This is a genomic window from Nodosilinea sp. LEGE 07298 (genome assembly GCF_015207265.1).
Classification (GTDB): Bacteria; Cyanobacteriota; Cyanobacteriia; order Phormidesmidales; family Phormidesmidaceae; genus Nodosilinea.
This window is the reverse complement of the sequence record NZ_JADEXE010000154.1, coordinates 1-16,245: the sequence shown is the minus strand read 5'-3', so window position 1 is coordinate 16,245 and position 16,245 is coordinate 1. Positions and strand designations below refer to the sequence as shown.

General features: G+C 55.7%; 14 protein-coding genes. 5 read left to right on the top strand and 9 right to left on the bottom strand.

Features of this window, described 5'->3' with window-relative positions:
* Window positions 1–143: 143 nt before the first annotated feature.
* The 5 genes from cynS to IQ273_RS34880 form a co-directional block, all read right to left on the bottom strand.
* Window positions 144–587 carry a cyanase gene (gene cynS / locus IQ273_RS19685; protein ID WP_194024867.1) on the bottom strand — a complete coding sequence of 148 codons (444 nt, stop codon included), beginning with the start codon at window positions 585–587 and terminating at the stop codon, window positions 144–146.
* A 328-nt stretch (window positions 588–915) separates the two neighbouring features.
* Entirely contained in the window at window positions 916–1,800 is an 885-nt protein-coding gene (locus IQ273_RS19680; protein WP_194024866.1) for an ABC transporter ATP-binding protein, read from the bottom strand.
* Window positions 1,797–2,636: a nitrate ABC transporter permease gene (gene ntrB, locus IQ273_RS19675; protein ID WP_194024865.1), complete on the bottom strand. Its 840-nt coding sequence runs from the start codon at window positions 2,634–2,636 to the stop codon at window positions 1,797–1,799. The genes IQ273_RS19680 and ntrB overlap by 4 nt, the downstream gene beginning before the upstream one ends.
* Before the next feature lie 79 nt (window positions 2,637–2,715).
* Window positions 2,716–4,287, bottom strand: a complete 1,572-nt coding sequence (locus tag IQ273_RS19670) for an ABC transporter substrate-binding protein (RefSeq protein WP_194024869.1) — start codon at window positions 4,285–4,287, stop codon at window positions 2,716–2,718.
* 311 nt (window positions 4,288–4,598) lie between these two features.
* Window positions 4,599–5,369: a response regulator gene (locus tag IQ273_RS34880; protein ID WP_194024864.1), complete on the bottom strand. Its 771-nt coding sequence runs from the start codon at window positions 5,367–5,369 to the stop codon at window positions 4,599–4,601.
* Between the two features lie 365 nt (window positions 5,370–5,734).
* On the opposite strand from IQ273_RS34880, the gene IQ273_RS19660 reads away from it, so the two are divergent.
* The 3 genes from IQ273_RS19660 (at window position 5,735) to IQ273_RS19650 (ending at window position 9,885) form a co-directional block, all read left to right on the top strand.
* The gene (locus IQ273_RS19660; protein WP_194024863.1) at window positions 5,735–6,958 is read left to right on the top strand and encodes a PAS domain-containing sensor histidine kinase; all 1,224 of its coding nucleotides are present in this window, start codon (window positions 5,735–5,737) and stop codon (window positions 6,956–6,958) included.
* A gap of 150 nt (window positions 6,959–7,108) precedes the next feature.
* A complete protein-coding gene (locus IQ273_RS19655) occupies window positions 7,109–9,313 on the top strand; it encodes a family 10 glycosylhydrolase (protein ID WP_313898173.1) in 2,205 nt (734 codons plus the stop codon).
* A 242-nt stretch (window positions 9,314–9,555) separates the two neighbouring features.
* On the top strand, window positions 9,556–9,885 hold the full coding sequence (locus tag IQ273_RS19650; protein ID WP_194024862.1) for a hypothetical protein: 330 nt from the start codon (window positions 9,556–9,558) through the stop codon (window positions 9,883–9,885).
* A 91-nt stretch (window positions 9,886–9,976) separates the two neighbouring features.
* On the opposite strand, the gene IQ273_RS19645 is transcribed toward IQ273_RS19650, so the two are convergent.
* Complete coding sequence (locus IQ273_RS19645) at window positions 9,977–10,408, bottom strand: pentapeptide repeat-containing protein (RefSeq protein ID WP_194024861.1); 432 nt, start codon at window positions 10,406–10,408, stop codon at window positions 9,977–9,979.
* A gap of 299 nt (window positions 10,409–10,707) precedes the next feature.
* Between IQ273_RS19645 and IQ273_RS19640 the strand changes: the two genes are divergently transcribed.
* Window positions 10,708–11,112 carry a GNAT family N-acetyltransferase gene (locus IQ273_RS19640; protein ID WP_194024860.1) on the top strand — a complete coding sequence of 135 codons (405 nt, stop codon included), beginning with the start codon at window positions 10,708–10,710 and terminating at the stop codon, window positions 11,110–11,112.
* Between the two features lie 161 nt (window positions 11,113–11,273).
* Window positions 11,274–12,437: a toll/interleukin-1 receptor domain-containing protein gene (locus IQ273_RS19635; RefSeq protein WP_194024859.1), complete on the top strand. Its 1,164-nt coding sequence runs from the start codon at window positions 11,274–11,276 to the stop codon at window positions 12,435–12,437.
* A gap of 695 nt (window positions 12,438–13,132) precedes the next feature.
* Here the strand turns inward: IQ273_RS19635 and IQ273_RS19630 are convergent.
* The 3 genes from IQ273_RS19630 to IQ273_RS19620 all read right to left on the bottom strand — a co-directional run bounded on the left by IQ273_RS19630 (window position 13,133) and on the right by IQ273_RS19620 (window position 16,167).
* Complete coding sequence (locus IQ273_RS19630) at window positions 13,133–14,089, bottom strand: pseudouridine synthase (protein ID WP_194024858.1); 957 nt, start codon at window positions 14,087–14,089, stop codon at window positions 13,133–13,135.
* A 341-nt stretch (window positions 14,090–14,430) separates the two neighbouring features.
* The gene (locus IQ273_RS19625) at window positions 14,431–15,141 is read right to left on the bottom strand and encodes a J domain-containing protein (RefSeq protein WP_194024857.1); all 711 of its coding nucleotides are present in this window, start codon (window positions 15,139–15,141) and stop codon (window positions 14,431–14,433) included.
* Window positions 15,142–15,237: 96 nt separating this feature from the next.
* Window positions 15,238–16,167, bottom strand: a complete 930-nt coding sequence (locus tag IQ273_RS19620; protein WP_194024856.1) for a DMT family transporter — start codon at window positions 16,165–16,167, stop codon at window positions 15,238–15,240.
* Window positions 16,168–16,245: the final 78 nt, after the last annotated feature.

Sequence of the window (16,245 nt, the reverse complement as noted above, 5' to 3'; positions counted from 1 at the left end):
GGTGGATGAGTAAGGGGTAGATGAGAAGGCGGGTGGGGGAGATGGGATGTAGGGAACGGAAAACGAAAGGGAGGGCATAGGAAAGGCTGCTAGCCTTGGCCAACAGCCTACGGAGATTGTGAGTTAGGACGATGGAAAGGGGATTACCACTTTTTGTAGGGCAGGAATTTGCCGTTCATGATCACCTTGACGCGATCGCCCTTGGGATCCTCTTCTTTTTCGACATCAATGGTGAAGTCGATCGCGCTCATAATGCCGTCGCCAAATTTTTCGTGCACCACGGCTTTGATCGGCATGCCGTAGACCTGCATGATCTCGTAGAAGCGATAGATCAGCGGGTCGGTGGGAACTACTGGATCCAGGCCGCCTTTGACGGGGCACTCGGTCAGGGCCTCGACTAGGGATGAGTCGGCACCGATCGCCTCAATCATTTTAGTAGCCTCTTCGACCGAGGCGCTGGCCTGCCGGTAGAAGACAGAGGCAATCCAGACTTCGTCGCAGCCGACTTTGGCTTCAAGGTCGGCAAAGCTAAGGCCAGCGGCTTTTTTGGCGGCCAGCAGTTTTTCGGTAATGGGGGAAACGGTCATAGTTAAGTCCTCTTGAGTACCTAGAGAAAATGTTGGTTTAATCGGTCAAACGGTTGGTGCTGGTAGGGTGGGCACTGCCCACCGACCAACCCAGCGGTTGTAATGTCACTCTTTAAATTCGACCGCTGGGCAGCATTAACGGGGAATTGGGCCGAATTGAGTTGTGCATTCCTAGAGCGGGATGGTGGGCAGTGCCCACCCTACAGGGGATTCTGGATTTTCTTTCCCAATGAGAGAGGTTGAGGATGAGGGGTAACAGTCCTCAGTGGTGCATTGCTGCGCTAATGCACCCTACAGGGTTCATCCACCCATCCACCCATCCACCCCTTTACCCACCCATGCGGGCGGCTTCCACGGCGCGGGTCTCGCGGAACAGGTGGCTCTCCATCTCGGCCTTGAGGTCGTGGTAAGCGGGGTGCTGCTCAATGGTTTCGCGGTTGCGGGGCCGGGGGAAGGGCACTTCTAGAATTTCATCGACGCGGGCAGCGGGGCCACGGGTCATCATGACGATGCGATCGCTGAGCAGCAGCGCTTCTTCGATGCTGTGGGTAATCATAATTACGGTCTTGCGCTCCTGTTCCCAGATCCGCTCGACTTCATCCTGCAAAAAGCCGCGAGTCAGGGCGTCGAGCGCGCCAAAGGGCTCATCCATTAGCAAAATCTGCGGGTTGATCGCCAGGGCGCGAGCAATGCCGACCCGCTGGCGCATGCCGCCCGACAGTTCGTGGGGATGCTTGCGCTCGGCCCCGGTGAGGCCGACTAGCTGGATGTGCTCTTTGATGATGCGATCGCGCCGCTTGGGCGAAATCTTCAGATCTACGGTCTCTACCGCAAACCGTAGATTTTCTTCCACCGTCATCCAGGGCATCAGGGCGTAGTTTTGAAACACCATGCCCCGGTCCGGCCCCGGCCCGGTAATCGGCATTCCGTTCAGCAAAATCTCGCCGCCAGAGATGGGGCTAAGACCCGCAATCATATTCAGCAGGGTCGATTTGCCGCAGCCCGAGGGGCCAATGATGGTGACAAAGGTATTGGGTTCAATATCGAGGCTGATATCCTGAACGGCCACGAAATCGCGCTTGGTCTTACCAGAGAGCTTGTTAAACATGCCCTTTTTGCCGGGGAAGACCTTGGTCACATTGCGAATCGACAAATGTGACGCCGCTGAGGGTTGATCTATAGAAGCAACACTATTCACGGGTGCAGTTCTCATGAGTTTCGACCAAATGCAACGAATTTTTCTAGGGCGGCAAACAGACTATCGAGCAGCAGCCCCACCAGGCCAATGATGAAAATGGCCACCAAAATATTGGCGATCGACAGGTTGTTCCACTCGTTCCAAATGAAGTAGCCCAGGCCTGTGCCCAGCAGCATTTCTGCCGCCACAATCACCAGCCAGGCAATGCCCATGCTGATTCGCAGACCCGATACGATGTTGGGCAGCGCTGCTGGAATAATCACCTTAATAATGGTGCGCAGGCGCGAAGCCCCTAAGGTATTGGCCACATCGAGATAATCTTTATCGACGCTGGCCACGCCAAAGGCGGTATTAATCAGCGTGGGCCAAATGCTGGAGATAAAGATGATGAAAACGCCGGTCTGCTCAGAATCGCGCAGAATATATAGCCCTAGCGGCAGCCAGGCCAGCGGCGACACCGGCTTGAGTAGCTGCACATAGGGGTTAAACGCTTTGTAGGCCACGGGCGAAATGCCGATCAAAATGCCCAGGGGCACGGCGACCAGCGACGCCAAAATATAGCCAATCGCCACTCGGCGCAGGCTGATCAGCAGATTCCAGCCGATGCCCAGGTCGTTGGGGCCATTGTCAAAGAAAGGGTTGCTCACCCACCACCAAAACTCTTTAATGGTTTCGCTAGCGGTGGGCACGCCCTGAACAAACCAGCCCGCTCGGGCTCCGAATTCCCAAAACAGCAGAAATAGCCCTAGGGAAAGCATGAATAGGGCAAAAGCTCGCACGTTCTCGTTGAGATACAGGGGTTCCTGTTTCTCGGTGGTCACTAGACCCGGTGTGGCGTTACTAACCGCCATGGTGAATACCTCCTTATATGCGCCGTTGCGACGCGATCACCTCGCCTAGCGCTAGCCGGGTGAGGTGATCGCGCTCCTCCTACACGCCAAATTTGTCGATTTGTTCTTTGACGTAAGCGCCGGGGGTCGCGGGGTCAAAGGTGTCAAAGGCCAGCTTTTCTTCCCGGTTGGTTTCGGTGGGTGGGTTTAGGCCAAGTTCCTGAGACAGTTCGCGGGCCAAGTCGGTTAAGAACACCTCTTCGCCTACACTGTCGTAGGTGTCATCGGTGATCTCCTGGGCGGCTTTGTCATCACCCTGTAAATCCCAGCGCACCAGCTGCGATGAGATCCATTTGGCGAAGCTCTGCCAGGGGTAGGGGTCAAAGCCAATGCGATCGGGCACTTCCAGGGTGTTGCCCTGGCCGTCGTCAAAGGTGCCGGTGAGCACGGCCTCGACCACCTCGACAGGCTGGTTCAGGAAGGCGCGATCGGAGATGGCCGCCGCAATTTCGGGCCGGTTGCTAGGCTCTTGGGCGTAGGCCGCTGCCTCAATGATGGCCTTGTTCAGCGCCCGGAAGGTGTTGGGATTTTCGCTAATCCAGGTGTCGCTGGCGGCAAAGGCGCAGCAGGGGTGGCCATCCCACAGATCCTTGGTCAGCATGTGAATATACCCGGCCCCCTCATAGACCGCCCGCTGGTTGAACGGGTCGGGCATTAGCATGGCGTCAATGTCACCCGCAATTAGCTGAGCGATGCTGTCCGGTGGGGGTACCGGACGAATCTGCACATCTACGTCGGGGTCGAGACCGCCCGAGGCCAGGTAGTAGCGCAGCAGCAGGTTGTGCATCGAGTAGGGGAAGGGCACCCCAATTACAAAGCCTTTGAAGTCTTCGGGACCGTTTACGTTGCCCTTGTGGCGCTCGGCGACGGTAATCGCCTGACCGTTGATGTTTTCAATGCTGGCCAGCTTGACGCCAAAGGCCGCCGAACCGAGGCCCAGGGTCATGGCGATGGGCATGGGGGCCAGCATGTGGTAGGCGTCTAGCTCACCTGCGATCGCAGAGTCGCGCACAGCACCCCAGCTGGGCATTTTCACCACTGAGGCATTAAAACCATACTTTTCGTAAAAGCCCAGCGGTTCCGACATAATAATCGGCGTGGCGCAGGTGATGGGAATAAAGCCCACCTGAATGTCGGTCTTCTCTAGATCGCCCGCCTCTACCGGAGCATCGGCGGCATCTTCGGTGGCAGGGCCGCTACCGCTGGCACAACTCGCCATCGTGACCAAGGCCGCCCCTACCGCCATGTTGCGCAAAAACTCGCGACGGGTAGCGCCGCTGTTGCGCACCGAGTCGGCAAAGAACAGACCCGCCTGCGGGCCAAAGGCGGCGGCAAAGGCGTTCTCTAGCCCACCCGCCTGTTTGCAGAGAGCGAGAATCAGCTTTTCGCGCTGGGGGTCGTTGCGGCCCACCCGCTTGAGAAACAGTGCCTTGCGCAGCTCGTAGGCATTAACAGTGTCGGCGGCCCGCAGCTGGTTTTGCTTGTAAACGCCCATTTTCACCAGGTCGTCGACCATATCGACTGGGTCCTGGGGCATGGTCTCCATGAACCGAGAATGATCGCTGGTAAAGTGCACATTCCCACACGCTCTACAGGGTTGGCCCGGCAACATCAGGGAGGGCGATGTGCAACTCAAACTGCTCCAGTCGCTAAGCGACTTTGCTACTGCTGAAATCGTCATAATTTGGATAGTTGAACGCGACAAAAACCTTTCCCCAACCAAACTCAGACGCCCAATCCAGCACAGGAAAAAGGAAGTTCAATCTCCATCGCTGCCTAGATTGCGAACGGGAGTTCACCTAAGTTAATAGACACATTATCAAGCCGCAATTGAAATTACATTGGATCATTTTTTGGACATAGTAGGACTTTCTTTAGCAGTTATTTTTGATTTCAAAATTAATCACTTATTTGTCATTTTGATTACAGACTCTCCCTCCAAGCCTGAGGGGAAATGCCGTGAAATTGACGAAATTGTCGGGTGAAGTAGCCCGCATCGTTGTAGCCCGAGGCCTCAGCAATGCGTCGCACCGATTGGGTGGTTTTGGCCAGCAGGGTCTTGGCCTGGGCCATACGGCGCTCAATAATCCACTGTTTGATGGTGCGCCCGGTGTGAGACTGTACCAGGTTGGTCAGATAGGCAGGCGAATACCCGGCCTCCTGAGCTACATCTTTGAGGCTGATGGGTTGGCGGTAGTGAGCTTCGATGAAGTCAAAGACATTGGCCAGCTTGGGATCGGTCGGGAAGATGGGGTGAGATGGCTCTGGGGCTGAAGTAGGCTGCCCTGACTTGACAGGCGCAGTGCCGTATAACTCAAGAATCTCGGCCTGACGCTGCAAACGACTGTTGATAGCGGCTAAAAACTGCTCGACAGTGCAGGGCTTGGTCAAGTAATCGTCAGCACCGAGTTCCATGCCCCGGCGCAGGTCGGCCATGGTTACTTTGGCGGTCAGAAAGATCAGTGGAATCAGCGCCGTCTGCCGCACCTTGCGCAGGGCCGACAGCACCGAATAGCCATCCATATCGGGCATCATAATGTCGCAGACGACTAGATCGGGGGCGTGCTGCAACGCCATCGTGACCCCGGTGGTGCCGTCACTAGCTCCCACGGCTCGGAACCCCTCGAACTCCAAACACTTAAGAAAAATATTGCGGGTTTGAGCTTCGTCTTCAATGATGAGAATGGTCTTCACAACACTTTATAACCCGTGGATGGCCGCAACGAACTGCACCTCACTAACGCAAATCATCGAAATCTATACATACAAATTTTGCCGAGAAAAATAGGTGTTAACAGTAAACTTAGAGACTCAAAAGAAACGACAACTTATTCGGCCCTGCCTACCAAAACATCGCTTTGGACCGTTACTATTTGAAAGCGATTAGCAAATCTATAATTCTTTAGTAAACCTTAAACAGGCAAGCCGTTGTATCCACCGATACACTCCGCCATGACTTGGTGTTAAGCAGTGGCCTGTTTGCCGATCAGGGCTAAGGTTATGGGCTGACGTGTGGATTTTATTTCAAAGTAATTCTGCTGACTACGCTAGCTACCGCAATGACTCAAACCTACTGGCTGCCCTCCCGAGAGGCTTCTACCCCCGCCACCGCGCCTCTGGGGCAAGAACTAGAGCACCTGCGTCGCCAGCACCAGCTCATTCTTAACGCCGTTGGCGAGGGTATCTATGGACTCGATCTCGACGGCAACGTGACCTTTGTGAACCCCGCCGCCACCGACATGATTGGCTGGTCAACAGAAGAGCTGATTGGCCAGTCGATGCACGCTGTGATGCACCATTCTCTCGTTGACGGCAGTCCCTATCAGCGCGAAGCCTGCCCCATCTACGCAGCTTTTCAGGATGGCAGTGTGCGACACATAGCCAATGAGGTGTTTTGGCACAAGGATGGCACTAGTTTTCCGGTGGAGTATATCAGCACCCCCATGCGCGACGAGGACGGGCAGCTGATTGGCGCGGTGGTCACCTTTCGCGATATTACCCAGCGGCGCTGGGCCGAGGAGGTTTTGCAGCGGGCCAACGAAGAGCTAGAGCAAAAGGTGCAGGAGCGCACCGCCGAGCTACAGGCGGCGAATCAGCAGCTGCGGCAGCTAAGCGACATGCGATCGCGCTTTGTCTCTATGGTTTGCCACGAGTTTCGCAACCCGCTCAACAATATCGCGCTAACCGTATCGTCGCTGAATCGCTACGACACCCAGCTGCGCCCCGACGAAAAAAACGACTACCTGTTGACTATCAATGCCAATGTCGAGCGCATGACCCAGATGATCGACGACATTCTGGTGATCGGCAAGATTGAGGCCAAGGTGCTGGAGGTCAACCCCAAACCGCTGGACCTGGTGACCTTTTGCCAGGGGCTGCTGGCCGAGGGCGACTACCGCCGCCCCCAGGCCCCGATTCAATTGGTATGTCGCAGTCGCCAGGTGCTGGCCTGCCTAGATGAGCGGCTGCTGCGATCGATCCTCAACAACCTGTTGTCTAATGCGATTCGCTATACCCCCGGCGATCGCCCAATCTGGCTGAAGCTGGCCAAGCAGCGAGGTCAGGCCATTATTAAAGTACAGGACGAGGGTATTGGCATTCCGCCGGGCGATCGCAGGCAGCTGTTTGAGCCCTTTCACCGGGGCCAAAACGTCAGCAATATTCCCGGTACAGGGCTGGGGCTGAGCATTGTAAAGCAGTTTGTGCAGCTCCAGCAGGGCACTATCAAAGTCACCAGCCGAGTGGGGGCAGGCACTACATTTACGGTTAGCCTGCCAGCCTAATGGGTTTACTGAAGGGGTGGTACAGCGCCTACGGTTGAGTGGTGGATTGTGGATCCGCTACGTTCTGCTCTTTAGCGATCGCCCCTAGGATCAACGCCAGAGCGGTTGGCCTGTGCCACAATTAGCGCCGTGTGATGGAGGGATGACATTGTGACGCAGCGGGTGATGCAGCCGGGTTTTTTACTGATGGCGATGGCCCTCTGTGGCCGGTCTTTGACCATCGCAGGGTTAGTCGGGAGTTGGGGTATGCCCAACGTTCCAGTCTACGCTCAGGCTGATGCCCCTGCCTTACCTGCGGTCGAAGCGCTAGACCCTGAAGTGCTGGATCTCGAAGTGCCGACTGAAGCAATCGACCCGGCCAACGCGATCGAAAATGTGGCTCCTCTAGCCCCCGCCACGCGGACAAGGCCCGGTCGGCGGCCTGAGCACGTTCCCGCTATCCCTCCCCTGCCCCCTTCTCAGCGGCTCAGGGTGCTGCCATCCGTCAACCCAGATAGTACTGCCGAGGAAGCGACCGGGCTGGGCGACCCCGCCGAGCAAATTGCCCCGGCGGTAATTGAGCTATCGCCCACCGGACGACCCCCCAGCCCGGTGGTGTTTTTGGCCATGCAGCAGGAGCTTAGAAACCTGATTGGACGCTTTGAGAGCGCCCTGATCATGGCCCATTCCCTCAATGCATCAACGGTGCTAACCCTGCCCGGTGGCCAACCCGTGCTGAGCGCCGCCAATCAGGCGAAGCTAGCCAGTCAGGGCACCTTTCTACACCCCGCCTTAGAAGACGCTCAGCAGCTCTTGAACGAGTGGGATGGGCTGCTGGCGGCGGGCAAACACGGTGAAGTGCGCGATCGCTGGCTGGCCGCCCGCACTGCCCTGTGGGACAACTTTGCCACCGATCGCCCCGTTGACCAGGGCGAAATTCGCGCGGTATGGCTCGATCGCGGCACCATTGTGCAGGCCAGGTCGCCCGAGGGGCTGAGCGCGATCTTCGATAAACTGGCTGCCGCTGGCATTAACACCGTCTTCTTTGAAACCGTGAATGCGGGCTACACCATTTACCCCAGCCAAGTAGCCCCCGAGCAAAACCCCCTGACCAGTGGCTGGGATCCGCTGGCTGCTGCCGTCGAGCTAGCTCACCAGCGCGGCATGACCCTACACGCCTGGGTGTGGGTATTTGCGGCAAGCAACCAGCGCCACAACCGCCTGCTCAACCAGCCTGCCAACTACCCCGGCCCGATCATTTCTCGCCACCCCACCTGGGCCGGTTCCGACAACAGCGGCAGCCTGATTCCCCGTGGGCAAGACAAACCCTTTTTAGACCCCGCCAACCCCGAGGTGCGCAGTTATCTGACCCGGCTAATGACCGAAATCGTCACCAATTACGAGGTCGATGGCCTGCACCTCGACTACATTCGCTACCCCTTCCAAGACCCAGGAGCCAACCGCACCTACGGCTATGGCGACGTCGCGCGCTGGCGGTTTCAGAGCACCAGCGGAGTTGACCCGTTGACCCTTAATCCTCGCGCCAGCAGTCTCGATCGCAACCAGCAGATTCAGCAGCAGGTGTTGTGGCAGCGCTGGACCGAATTTCGGACGCAGCAGGTGACCTCGTTTGTCGAAACCATCTCCAGCACTCTGCGGCGGCAGCGCCCCGGCCTGGTCATGTCGGCAGCAGTCTTTGCCAACCCCGAGCACGATCGCCTCCAGCGCATTCAGCAAGACTGGGGCACCTGGGCGCGAGCCAACTATCTCGACTGGATTGTCTTGATGAGCTACGCGGGCGACACCAGCCGCTTTGAGCGGATTGTTTCCCCCTGGCTGGTGAATGAATCGTTTGGCTCTACCCTGGTCATTCCCGGCATTCGCCTGCTCAACCTGTCGAATGCCGCCACCCTCGACCAAATGCAGGCCAGCCGCGACCTGCCCACCCCCGGCTATGCCCTATTTGCCACCGCCGACCTGAATGCTGAGCTGAATGCGGTGCTGGCCCAAACCCAGGGTGCTAGGCAGCCTGGCCCCACCACGCCCTACGCTATGGCCTTTAGCCGCTACGAAGCGCTCCAGCGCGAGTGGAGCTGGCTGCTCACCCAAGACCGCCTGTGGATGGAGCGCGGCACGCTAGAACCCTGGGTTGAGGCGGTCAACGAGCTGGGCAACGAGTTTGAAACCCTGGCCCAGGAGCCGTCGCGTCGCCACCTAGCCAATGTCAAAGTCGGACTCGCTAATGTTCAAGAGTCGCTGAATCAGGGAGTGCTGATCGACACTGCCAACAGCCGCTACCGACTGCGATCGTGGCAGCACCGACTGGCTGCGATCGAGCAATTGTTGTCCTACGGGGAGAGAACTCAACAGCCGTAGCTATGAGGTGTGCTGGGCGATCGCTCTAACCAGCACGGTATAAACCACGTCGGTTCAGCATTCGCTGGCCCATCGTTCCCGTGCTCTGCATGGGAATGCTTGTCGGAGGCTTTGCCTCTTAAAATGAGCGGCAGAGCCGCAAAACCAATGCGGCCAGGCAGAGCCAGGCACCAGGGCGAGGGCTGTCATTTAAATGCTGTATCGGTACTCTAGAAAGTCTCGTTTGGAAAGCAGAGTTTTGAATGCCTACAGATATCTTTGAGCAATATCGGCAGTACGGGATCGTTAGCGGTGAAGAACTCTACATGCCATCGCAATATGCAATCGGCTTCGTTGAAGATTGCAGCCTCCGAGATATTGCTGTAATAGGAATCGAAGGATTTCTGATCGCAGATCAGCGAATCATGCCCTTGCTGGATGAAATAGCTGACTTCTCAAGCATTGTTTCTCCTGATTGGCAAGCTTTCACAAATCAGTGCAATGCTGCCGCAAAGAAATTTCTAGAGATTTCTAGCAGAGATCAAACAAGGTTTTTTAGCTTTGTCCTTGCAAATCAGGATGAATGGACCTAAAAACTACGCAATGCGCACTACGATAGGTCATGGAACGAGTAGGGGCGCTGGCCCCACTCGCCTACCGAGACTCAACTCAAACCAGATAATGCTAGTCGCCACCCACGCTGATGGGGGTGCCCACGATATCTGCGCCGGTCAAATTGGCGTCGAGAAAAGTGGCTCCATTGACTTCAGCAAAGTAGACAGAAGCATCGGTCAAGTTGGCTTCGTCGAGGGTTGCGTTTTGGAGCAGGGCGTTGGTCAAAAAGGCGCGAGTCATATCTGCCCCGGTCAGGTCGGCGCGGCTTAAATCGGCCCCTTCCAAGTTGGCTTCGACCAGGGTGGCCCCCTGCAAGTTGGCGTCGCGCAGGTCGGCCCCAATGATGTGGGCCTGGGTTAGGTCTGCGCCTGACAGGTCGCAGCCCTGACAAAGGTTGGTTTCGAGCAGCTGCTGCACGTGGGCCGGATTTTCGGCCTGCACAGGCATAGCAAAGGCTACAGGAATAGCGGCTGCGGCTCCGGCTAGTAGAGAGAGTTTCATGGAGGTGTCCTCCGTTATGGATGATCAGTGTCAGCGCAACGCTAAAGGCTCGCGCCTCGGGCGATCGCTCCTTGAGCCTGGCTGACGTTAGTAATCTGCGATCGCCCCTTAAGATCTCGCGTGTGCCTTACTAAGGAGAGGAGGATTGGCGACGCATTTATACCTACATTGTATCGGCAGCGTTTGCCCCTGCCATCAGCAGTAAGATAGGTCTTGCGCCCATGCCACCTCTTGATCGTAGCCCTTTATTTTAGCCATTGGGTCAGGATACCCGTACCGTAAAGAATCGAAATCTCCCTATGCTTACCCTCATCCACGAGCTCAGCCCAATGCAGGTTGAGCAGCTGCACCAGATGTACTTGCAAGAATGGTGGAGCAAAGAGCGAACCCTGGCCGATGTGCCTACTCTACTCAGCAATAGTGACCTGCTCTTTGGCCTCTGGGATGAGGAATCACAGCGATTGGCGGCCTTTTGCCGAGTGCTGACCGACTGGGTGTATCGTGCGATCGTCTTCGATGTGATTGTGGCGGCAGACTATCGCGGGCAGGGGTTGGGGGCAAAGCTGATCGAGCACATTACCACCCATCCAAGGCTGTCTGCGGTGGAATGTATCCAGCTTTTTTGCACCCCAGAAATGCAGCCATTTTATAAGAAGTACGGCTTCACTAGAGCCGAACAACTTTTGATGGTGCGCCCCCGTTGAGAAAACGCCCCCATTGCAATGTGTAGAAAAAGGTCAAAAACCCCTGACTTCAGCAGCCTTTCCCCAGGCTACATGCTAATTTAGCAATGATCCGTGTTTTCCCTGAGATCTGAGAGATAAAGCAGCAGTGCACATCATGGATCCTACATAGGCTAATTTTTATGCCTACCATTTTTCTGTCCTATGCCCGAAAAGATGGTCAAGCTGCCGTTACTCGCCTAAAAGCAGAATTGGAGCAGGCAGGATTTCAAGTCTGGCGAGATATTGAGGGCATGCGAGGTGGCAGGGCTTGGAGACATCAGATTTTAGATGTCATCTATTCTGCCGATGCAGTGGTGCTTGTGCTAACTCCTTCAGCCGTCAATTCAGAAAATGTCAACTGGGAGTGGGAAAGCGCTAAGAAACAAGACAAGACAGTGATTCCAGTTCAAGTTATGACGTTTGACTTGCCAAGTAATCTCAAAGAACTTCACTGTCATAAACTTATCAATGAGCAAACCTATACACTAGGTTTTGCATCTCTAATACGAGATTTATTTGCAACATCAGGCTCTCCAGATGATCAGCTAGAAAAGCTTTTTGAAGATCGTCCGTTTAAACCTCTGGAAATCAATCTAGATCAATTAGAAATAGTCAACTCCGATCTAAGTTTTGTAGAAAGTCTTCAGCAAAAAGGTTATTTAGACGAATCACAAGGAGCAAAATTTGCAAGGATAAAGCAGGAAGTCCATTCCTTGAACAAATTTAATCCTAAACTAGATCATCTCCATGATGAATCAAAAGCATTGCTGGCAGGCGCAAGATCGTCGCTCGCCAAGAAAGTCGAAGAATTAAAGCGCAATAGTGAGCAAACACTGGATTCTGAAAATCTGCTTAAATTGAGCCAAGAGAAAGATTGCAAAGAGGGTGAGCTAAGAATTCTTCAAAATTTCATGGATGAACTTGAAGACTCAAGTTTAGTCGCGGCTTGGATAAATCATAGAGCTAAGACTCTGGCAAAAAAAATTGGCCGAGAAGCGCTTGAGTCATTTCCCAAGATTGGACATGACTTAAGCGATGAAGATGTAGGATACTTTTGTTTTTCGATCTACCAATTTTTAGAGCAGATTTCCCACTGCCTGAGGTGGGGCAGGTATGATATTCTGGATTCCCCAGGCATACCCCTTGTGCTAGATCGCAGTGTTTACGAAAAGGCGTTCTCTTTGATAAAAGAATGCATTGAGAATGATTTACCTAAACGCTTTAACCAGGCTGGCAAGAGGTTGGCCGTCGAATACATTGATTACCTTATGGGCAGTCTTAAGACATACGAAACATACGAATAAGCCCAATGAGAAGGTCTAGAAAAGGTTTTCTCTAAAAATCGCGGGGATTGACATTTCTCCGGTCGTCTTTCTGGATCTCTTGCAAAGCACGGCGGGCCTCACCCTCAGATGCTCCATACTGTTTGAGAACTCTTATGATTTCTGCACTATTGCAGCCTTGCCCCTTCAACTGTCGAGCTTGATTTACAAAGTCATCCCACGGCATGATTTTTTGCTCCAAAGCTAAGGTCCACCCCTCTATACACGTAGAAAAAAACCGATCAGGATTCTAAAAAAACCGATCGGCTATTTTTTCTCAGTCTTGATTAAAGCTTTAAGCTTGGATTGGTCTAAAAGCTAACATCCTTCACAAATCAAGAATTTCGGTAGGATGCTCGATCGCTAGCTTGCTTATCTCGCAGTGTTGCATCGGCATCATCGGCCCGTCGATCGTATGACTCTCTAGCTCTACTAGTTGAAGAATCTGTACTACAACCACGGCTCTGATTATCGTCTGATGCCTCTCTGAATCTTGTGTAGGGGCTCATGATCGCGCTTTTCCTTAAGATGAAATATGAGGTTGTGGGAAATTGAGCGACGCACCCTAGTTCATTGGAACCAGTTGAATAGTACACTTGAACTTATTTCATGGCAAGCTCCTCCTTGCCTCTTTATCGAAGTGTCACAAAGACCCAAGGGCTATCAATGCTTGGGGGCTAGCTCAACCCTTTGTAGGCCAGAACCTTCGGGGGCTGGCACACCAGTTCCATCGGCTCTTGGGTTCTAGGCTGTATCAGCTTCAACCGAAAGGCGTGGAGATGGTAGCCAACGTCTCCTGGGACGGGAACAATTTCATTCTCAAACCCCTCAGGGCAAATCGGCATCCCCCCAACCCCATAGAGTGGATCGCCCAGCAGCGGAAACCCGGCTGCCGCCAGGTGGATGCGGATTTGGTGAGGGCGTCCGGTGCGGATGGTAATTTCTACCAAAGTGGAATCGGGCCAGCGCTGGAGCACTCTGCCATCGCTGTAGGAGGGTAAGCCCGTAGGTGAGGCCGCATACACATACCCCAGCGCTGGATGCTCAACCTTGCCGATCGCCGTCGTTAGCGTAAAGGTATCCGGCAAATTGCTGGGGCCGATCAGCGCCCGGTAGGTCTTACGAATTGGGTGGGGGGCTTGAGGATCGTGGGCGGTGGCGGTAGAGTCTCGCAGCTGCCGACTCAGTACCGATCGCGCCAGGGGCGATCGCCCCAGCACCATCACTCCCGACGTACCCCGCCCCAGCCGATGCACCGGAATAGGCGGATTCTCTGGATAGCGCAGCCTGAGCTGGTGCAGCAGCGTATGGGTCAGAAAGCCACCCCCAGGCAGCACCGGCAGACCCGAAGGCTTGGCGATCGCCATCAAATCCTCATCCTCGTACAGGATCTCAAACTCCAGAGGCGCGTCCGGTTCCTCCCACGGTGGCCGGTGATAGGCCAGAGTTTCCCCCGCCTCAAGGCGATCGTCGGGGGTTAGGGGAATTCCATTCCGACGAATTTGGCCAGAGAGAATGCGATCGCGCCATTTTTCCCGGCTGGAGTGGCGGTAGCGATTGGTGTAGAAATCCAGCACCGAAAGACCAGCTTCGGCGGGCGTGATGCGATCGCTGTAAATCCATCCCTGATTCATAGATATTTCACTGTGGAGGAATCCCTGAAATGGTGCATTGCTGCGCGTTGGCGGAGCCCCGCCCTAGCGTTATGCATCCTACGGGTTGAATGATGGCTCCTCGAATCTACCAACAAGCCCATTCGCAAAACAGAGGTTAAAACTGGCCCATCAATCCATCCTTTCCGTTGGGTCCAGGGCGGCGGCACGGCCCTGGTCGAGGGGGTCTGGGGACAATCGAAATGTCCCCAGCGGTAGATCTGGCCTTTTGCCAGCCACCCCTGTTCATAATCATCCATGAGGTTATCAGCAGCAAAAATTTGGTGAGGGCAAACAACCGTTTGCCCCTACGGGGACGTACCCTATACCAACCCCTTCACCCGCTCCTTCGCCTCCGCCCGAATCTGCTTCACCCGCCGAAACAGCTCCGTTCCGGTATGGATGTAGCTCTCCTCGTAGCTCATAGTGAAGCGATCCAGCTCATCCAGACCATCCTCCAGCAGCCCCAGACAGTGGTACACATCGGCCGCCACCCCCGCCGTACTCGCCGGGTTCGCCATCGAATTAAACTTGCCCTGGGCCTGCCCCAACCACGTGCGACCCTGCTCTAAATACGCCATAAACCCCTCCATCAGCTCATCGTCGAAGGGGTCAGCCGAGAGCTTGCGAATCTCTGCCCGCAGCGGAGACATAATCTTGCCCAACAGCCTGTCCACCGGACCATACACCAGCTTCAGCCACGCATCTTCCCGCGCCTCAGACGACTGCGTTGCCTCCCGCGCGTAGCGATACACCTCCTGTGCGTCAGCCGTACGCCTGGCCCGGTTGGCAGCACTCACTACCGGGTCCACCGCCGCCACCCCCTGGCGCTGCTGGTCGTAGACCGTGCGCCGCGACGGGTCACCAATCACCTCGTAGGCCGTGTTAATGCGGGCAATGCGATCGTGCGACGCCTGACTGGTCTGGCTGTCAGGGTGAAACTGCTTGGCCAAACGACGATAGGCGCGCTTAATCTCCGCCTGGGTCGCCGTTTCGTCAATTTCGAGGGTTTGGTAGTGGGTCTCTTTTGCCATAGGGCCATTGTAAAAGAGACTGGCGGCAGAAGGGAGGGGTGGAAATGGGAGGGATAAGGAGATAAAAGAGGTGAGGCGATCGCCCGTTGTCAGCGCCTAGGGGTGGCGTTTTCTAGTCTCAGAATTAGCGGCACCAGGGCCGGAGGGAAGCACAGGCGCAGGCTGGCGAGGAGGACGATTGGCGATCGCGGTGCCTAGCAGCACCAGCCCGCAGCCCAGCCCCATTGAGGGGGTGACCGTTTCGCCCAGCCACAGCACTCCCCACACCATGGCAAACAGCGGAATTAAGTAGCCTACCGTCAGCGCTCGGGTCGAACCCAGGTGAGCAATCAGCCGAAAATACAGCAGGTAGGCCAGGGCCGTAGACAGCAGGGCCAGGGCCACAACCGCCGCTATACTCTGGGCCGAGGGCATTACCTCAGGAATTGTAAACGGCAGCAGCGGCACCAGCACCAGCGATGCCCCCGTCAGACTACCAGCCGCAATTACCAGAGACGGCACCTCAGCCAGGTGGTGCCGCACATAAGGGGCCGCGATCGCATAGCAGCAGGCCGCGCTCAGCCCGGCCACCACCGCCAGCCCAAAGCCGCTGGCATCTAGCGTTGGCTGCCAGCCCAGCAGCACTACCACTCCCACAAACCCGATCGCCAAGCCCGCAAACTGCGCCACTGAGTAGCGCTCCCGCAGCCAGATCAGGGCGATCGCCGTGCCAAACAGCGGCGCTGTAGCATTCAAAATGGAGGTCAACCCTGCCGGTAGGGTCAGGGTAGCGGAGGCCAGCAGCACAAAGGGTAGCGCCGAGTTGAGCACTCCCACTACCAATAGAGGTCGCCAGAGGGTCAGGCCAGCCTGCCATTTTCCCTGCCGCATCACCAAAGGCACCAGCACCGCACTGGCCAGCACCAGCCGCAGCTCAATCAGCCACACCGGGCCAAACTCCGGAGCCGCCACCCGCATAAACAAAAACGAGCCGCCCCAGACGGCGGCCAGCAAAACAAACTCCATCACCGCCTGCCACCGTTTCATTCCGCTGCCTCTTTACCTTCGAAACAATGCGGCCCAAACCGCCAATAGTTCGACAATCTCACTACAAGTCCAAAATTC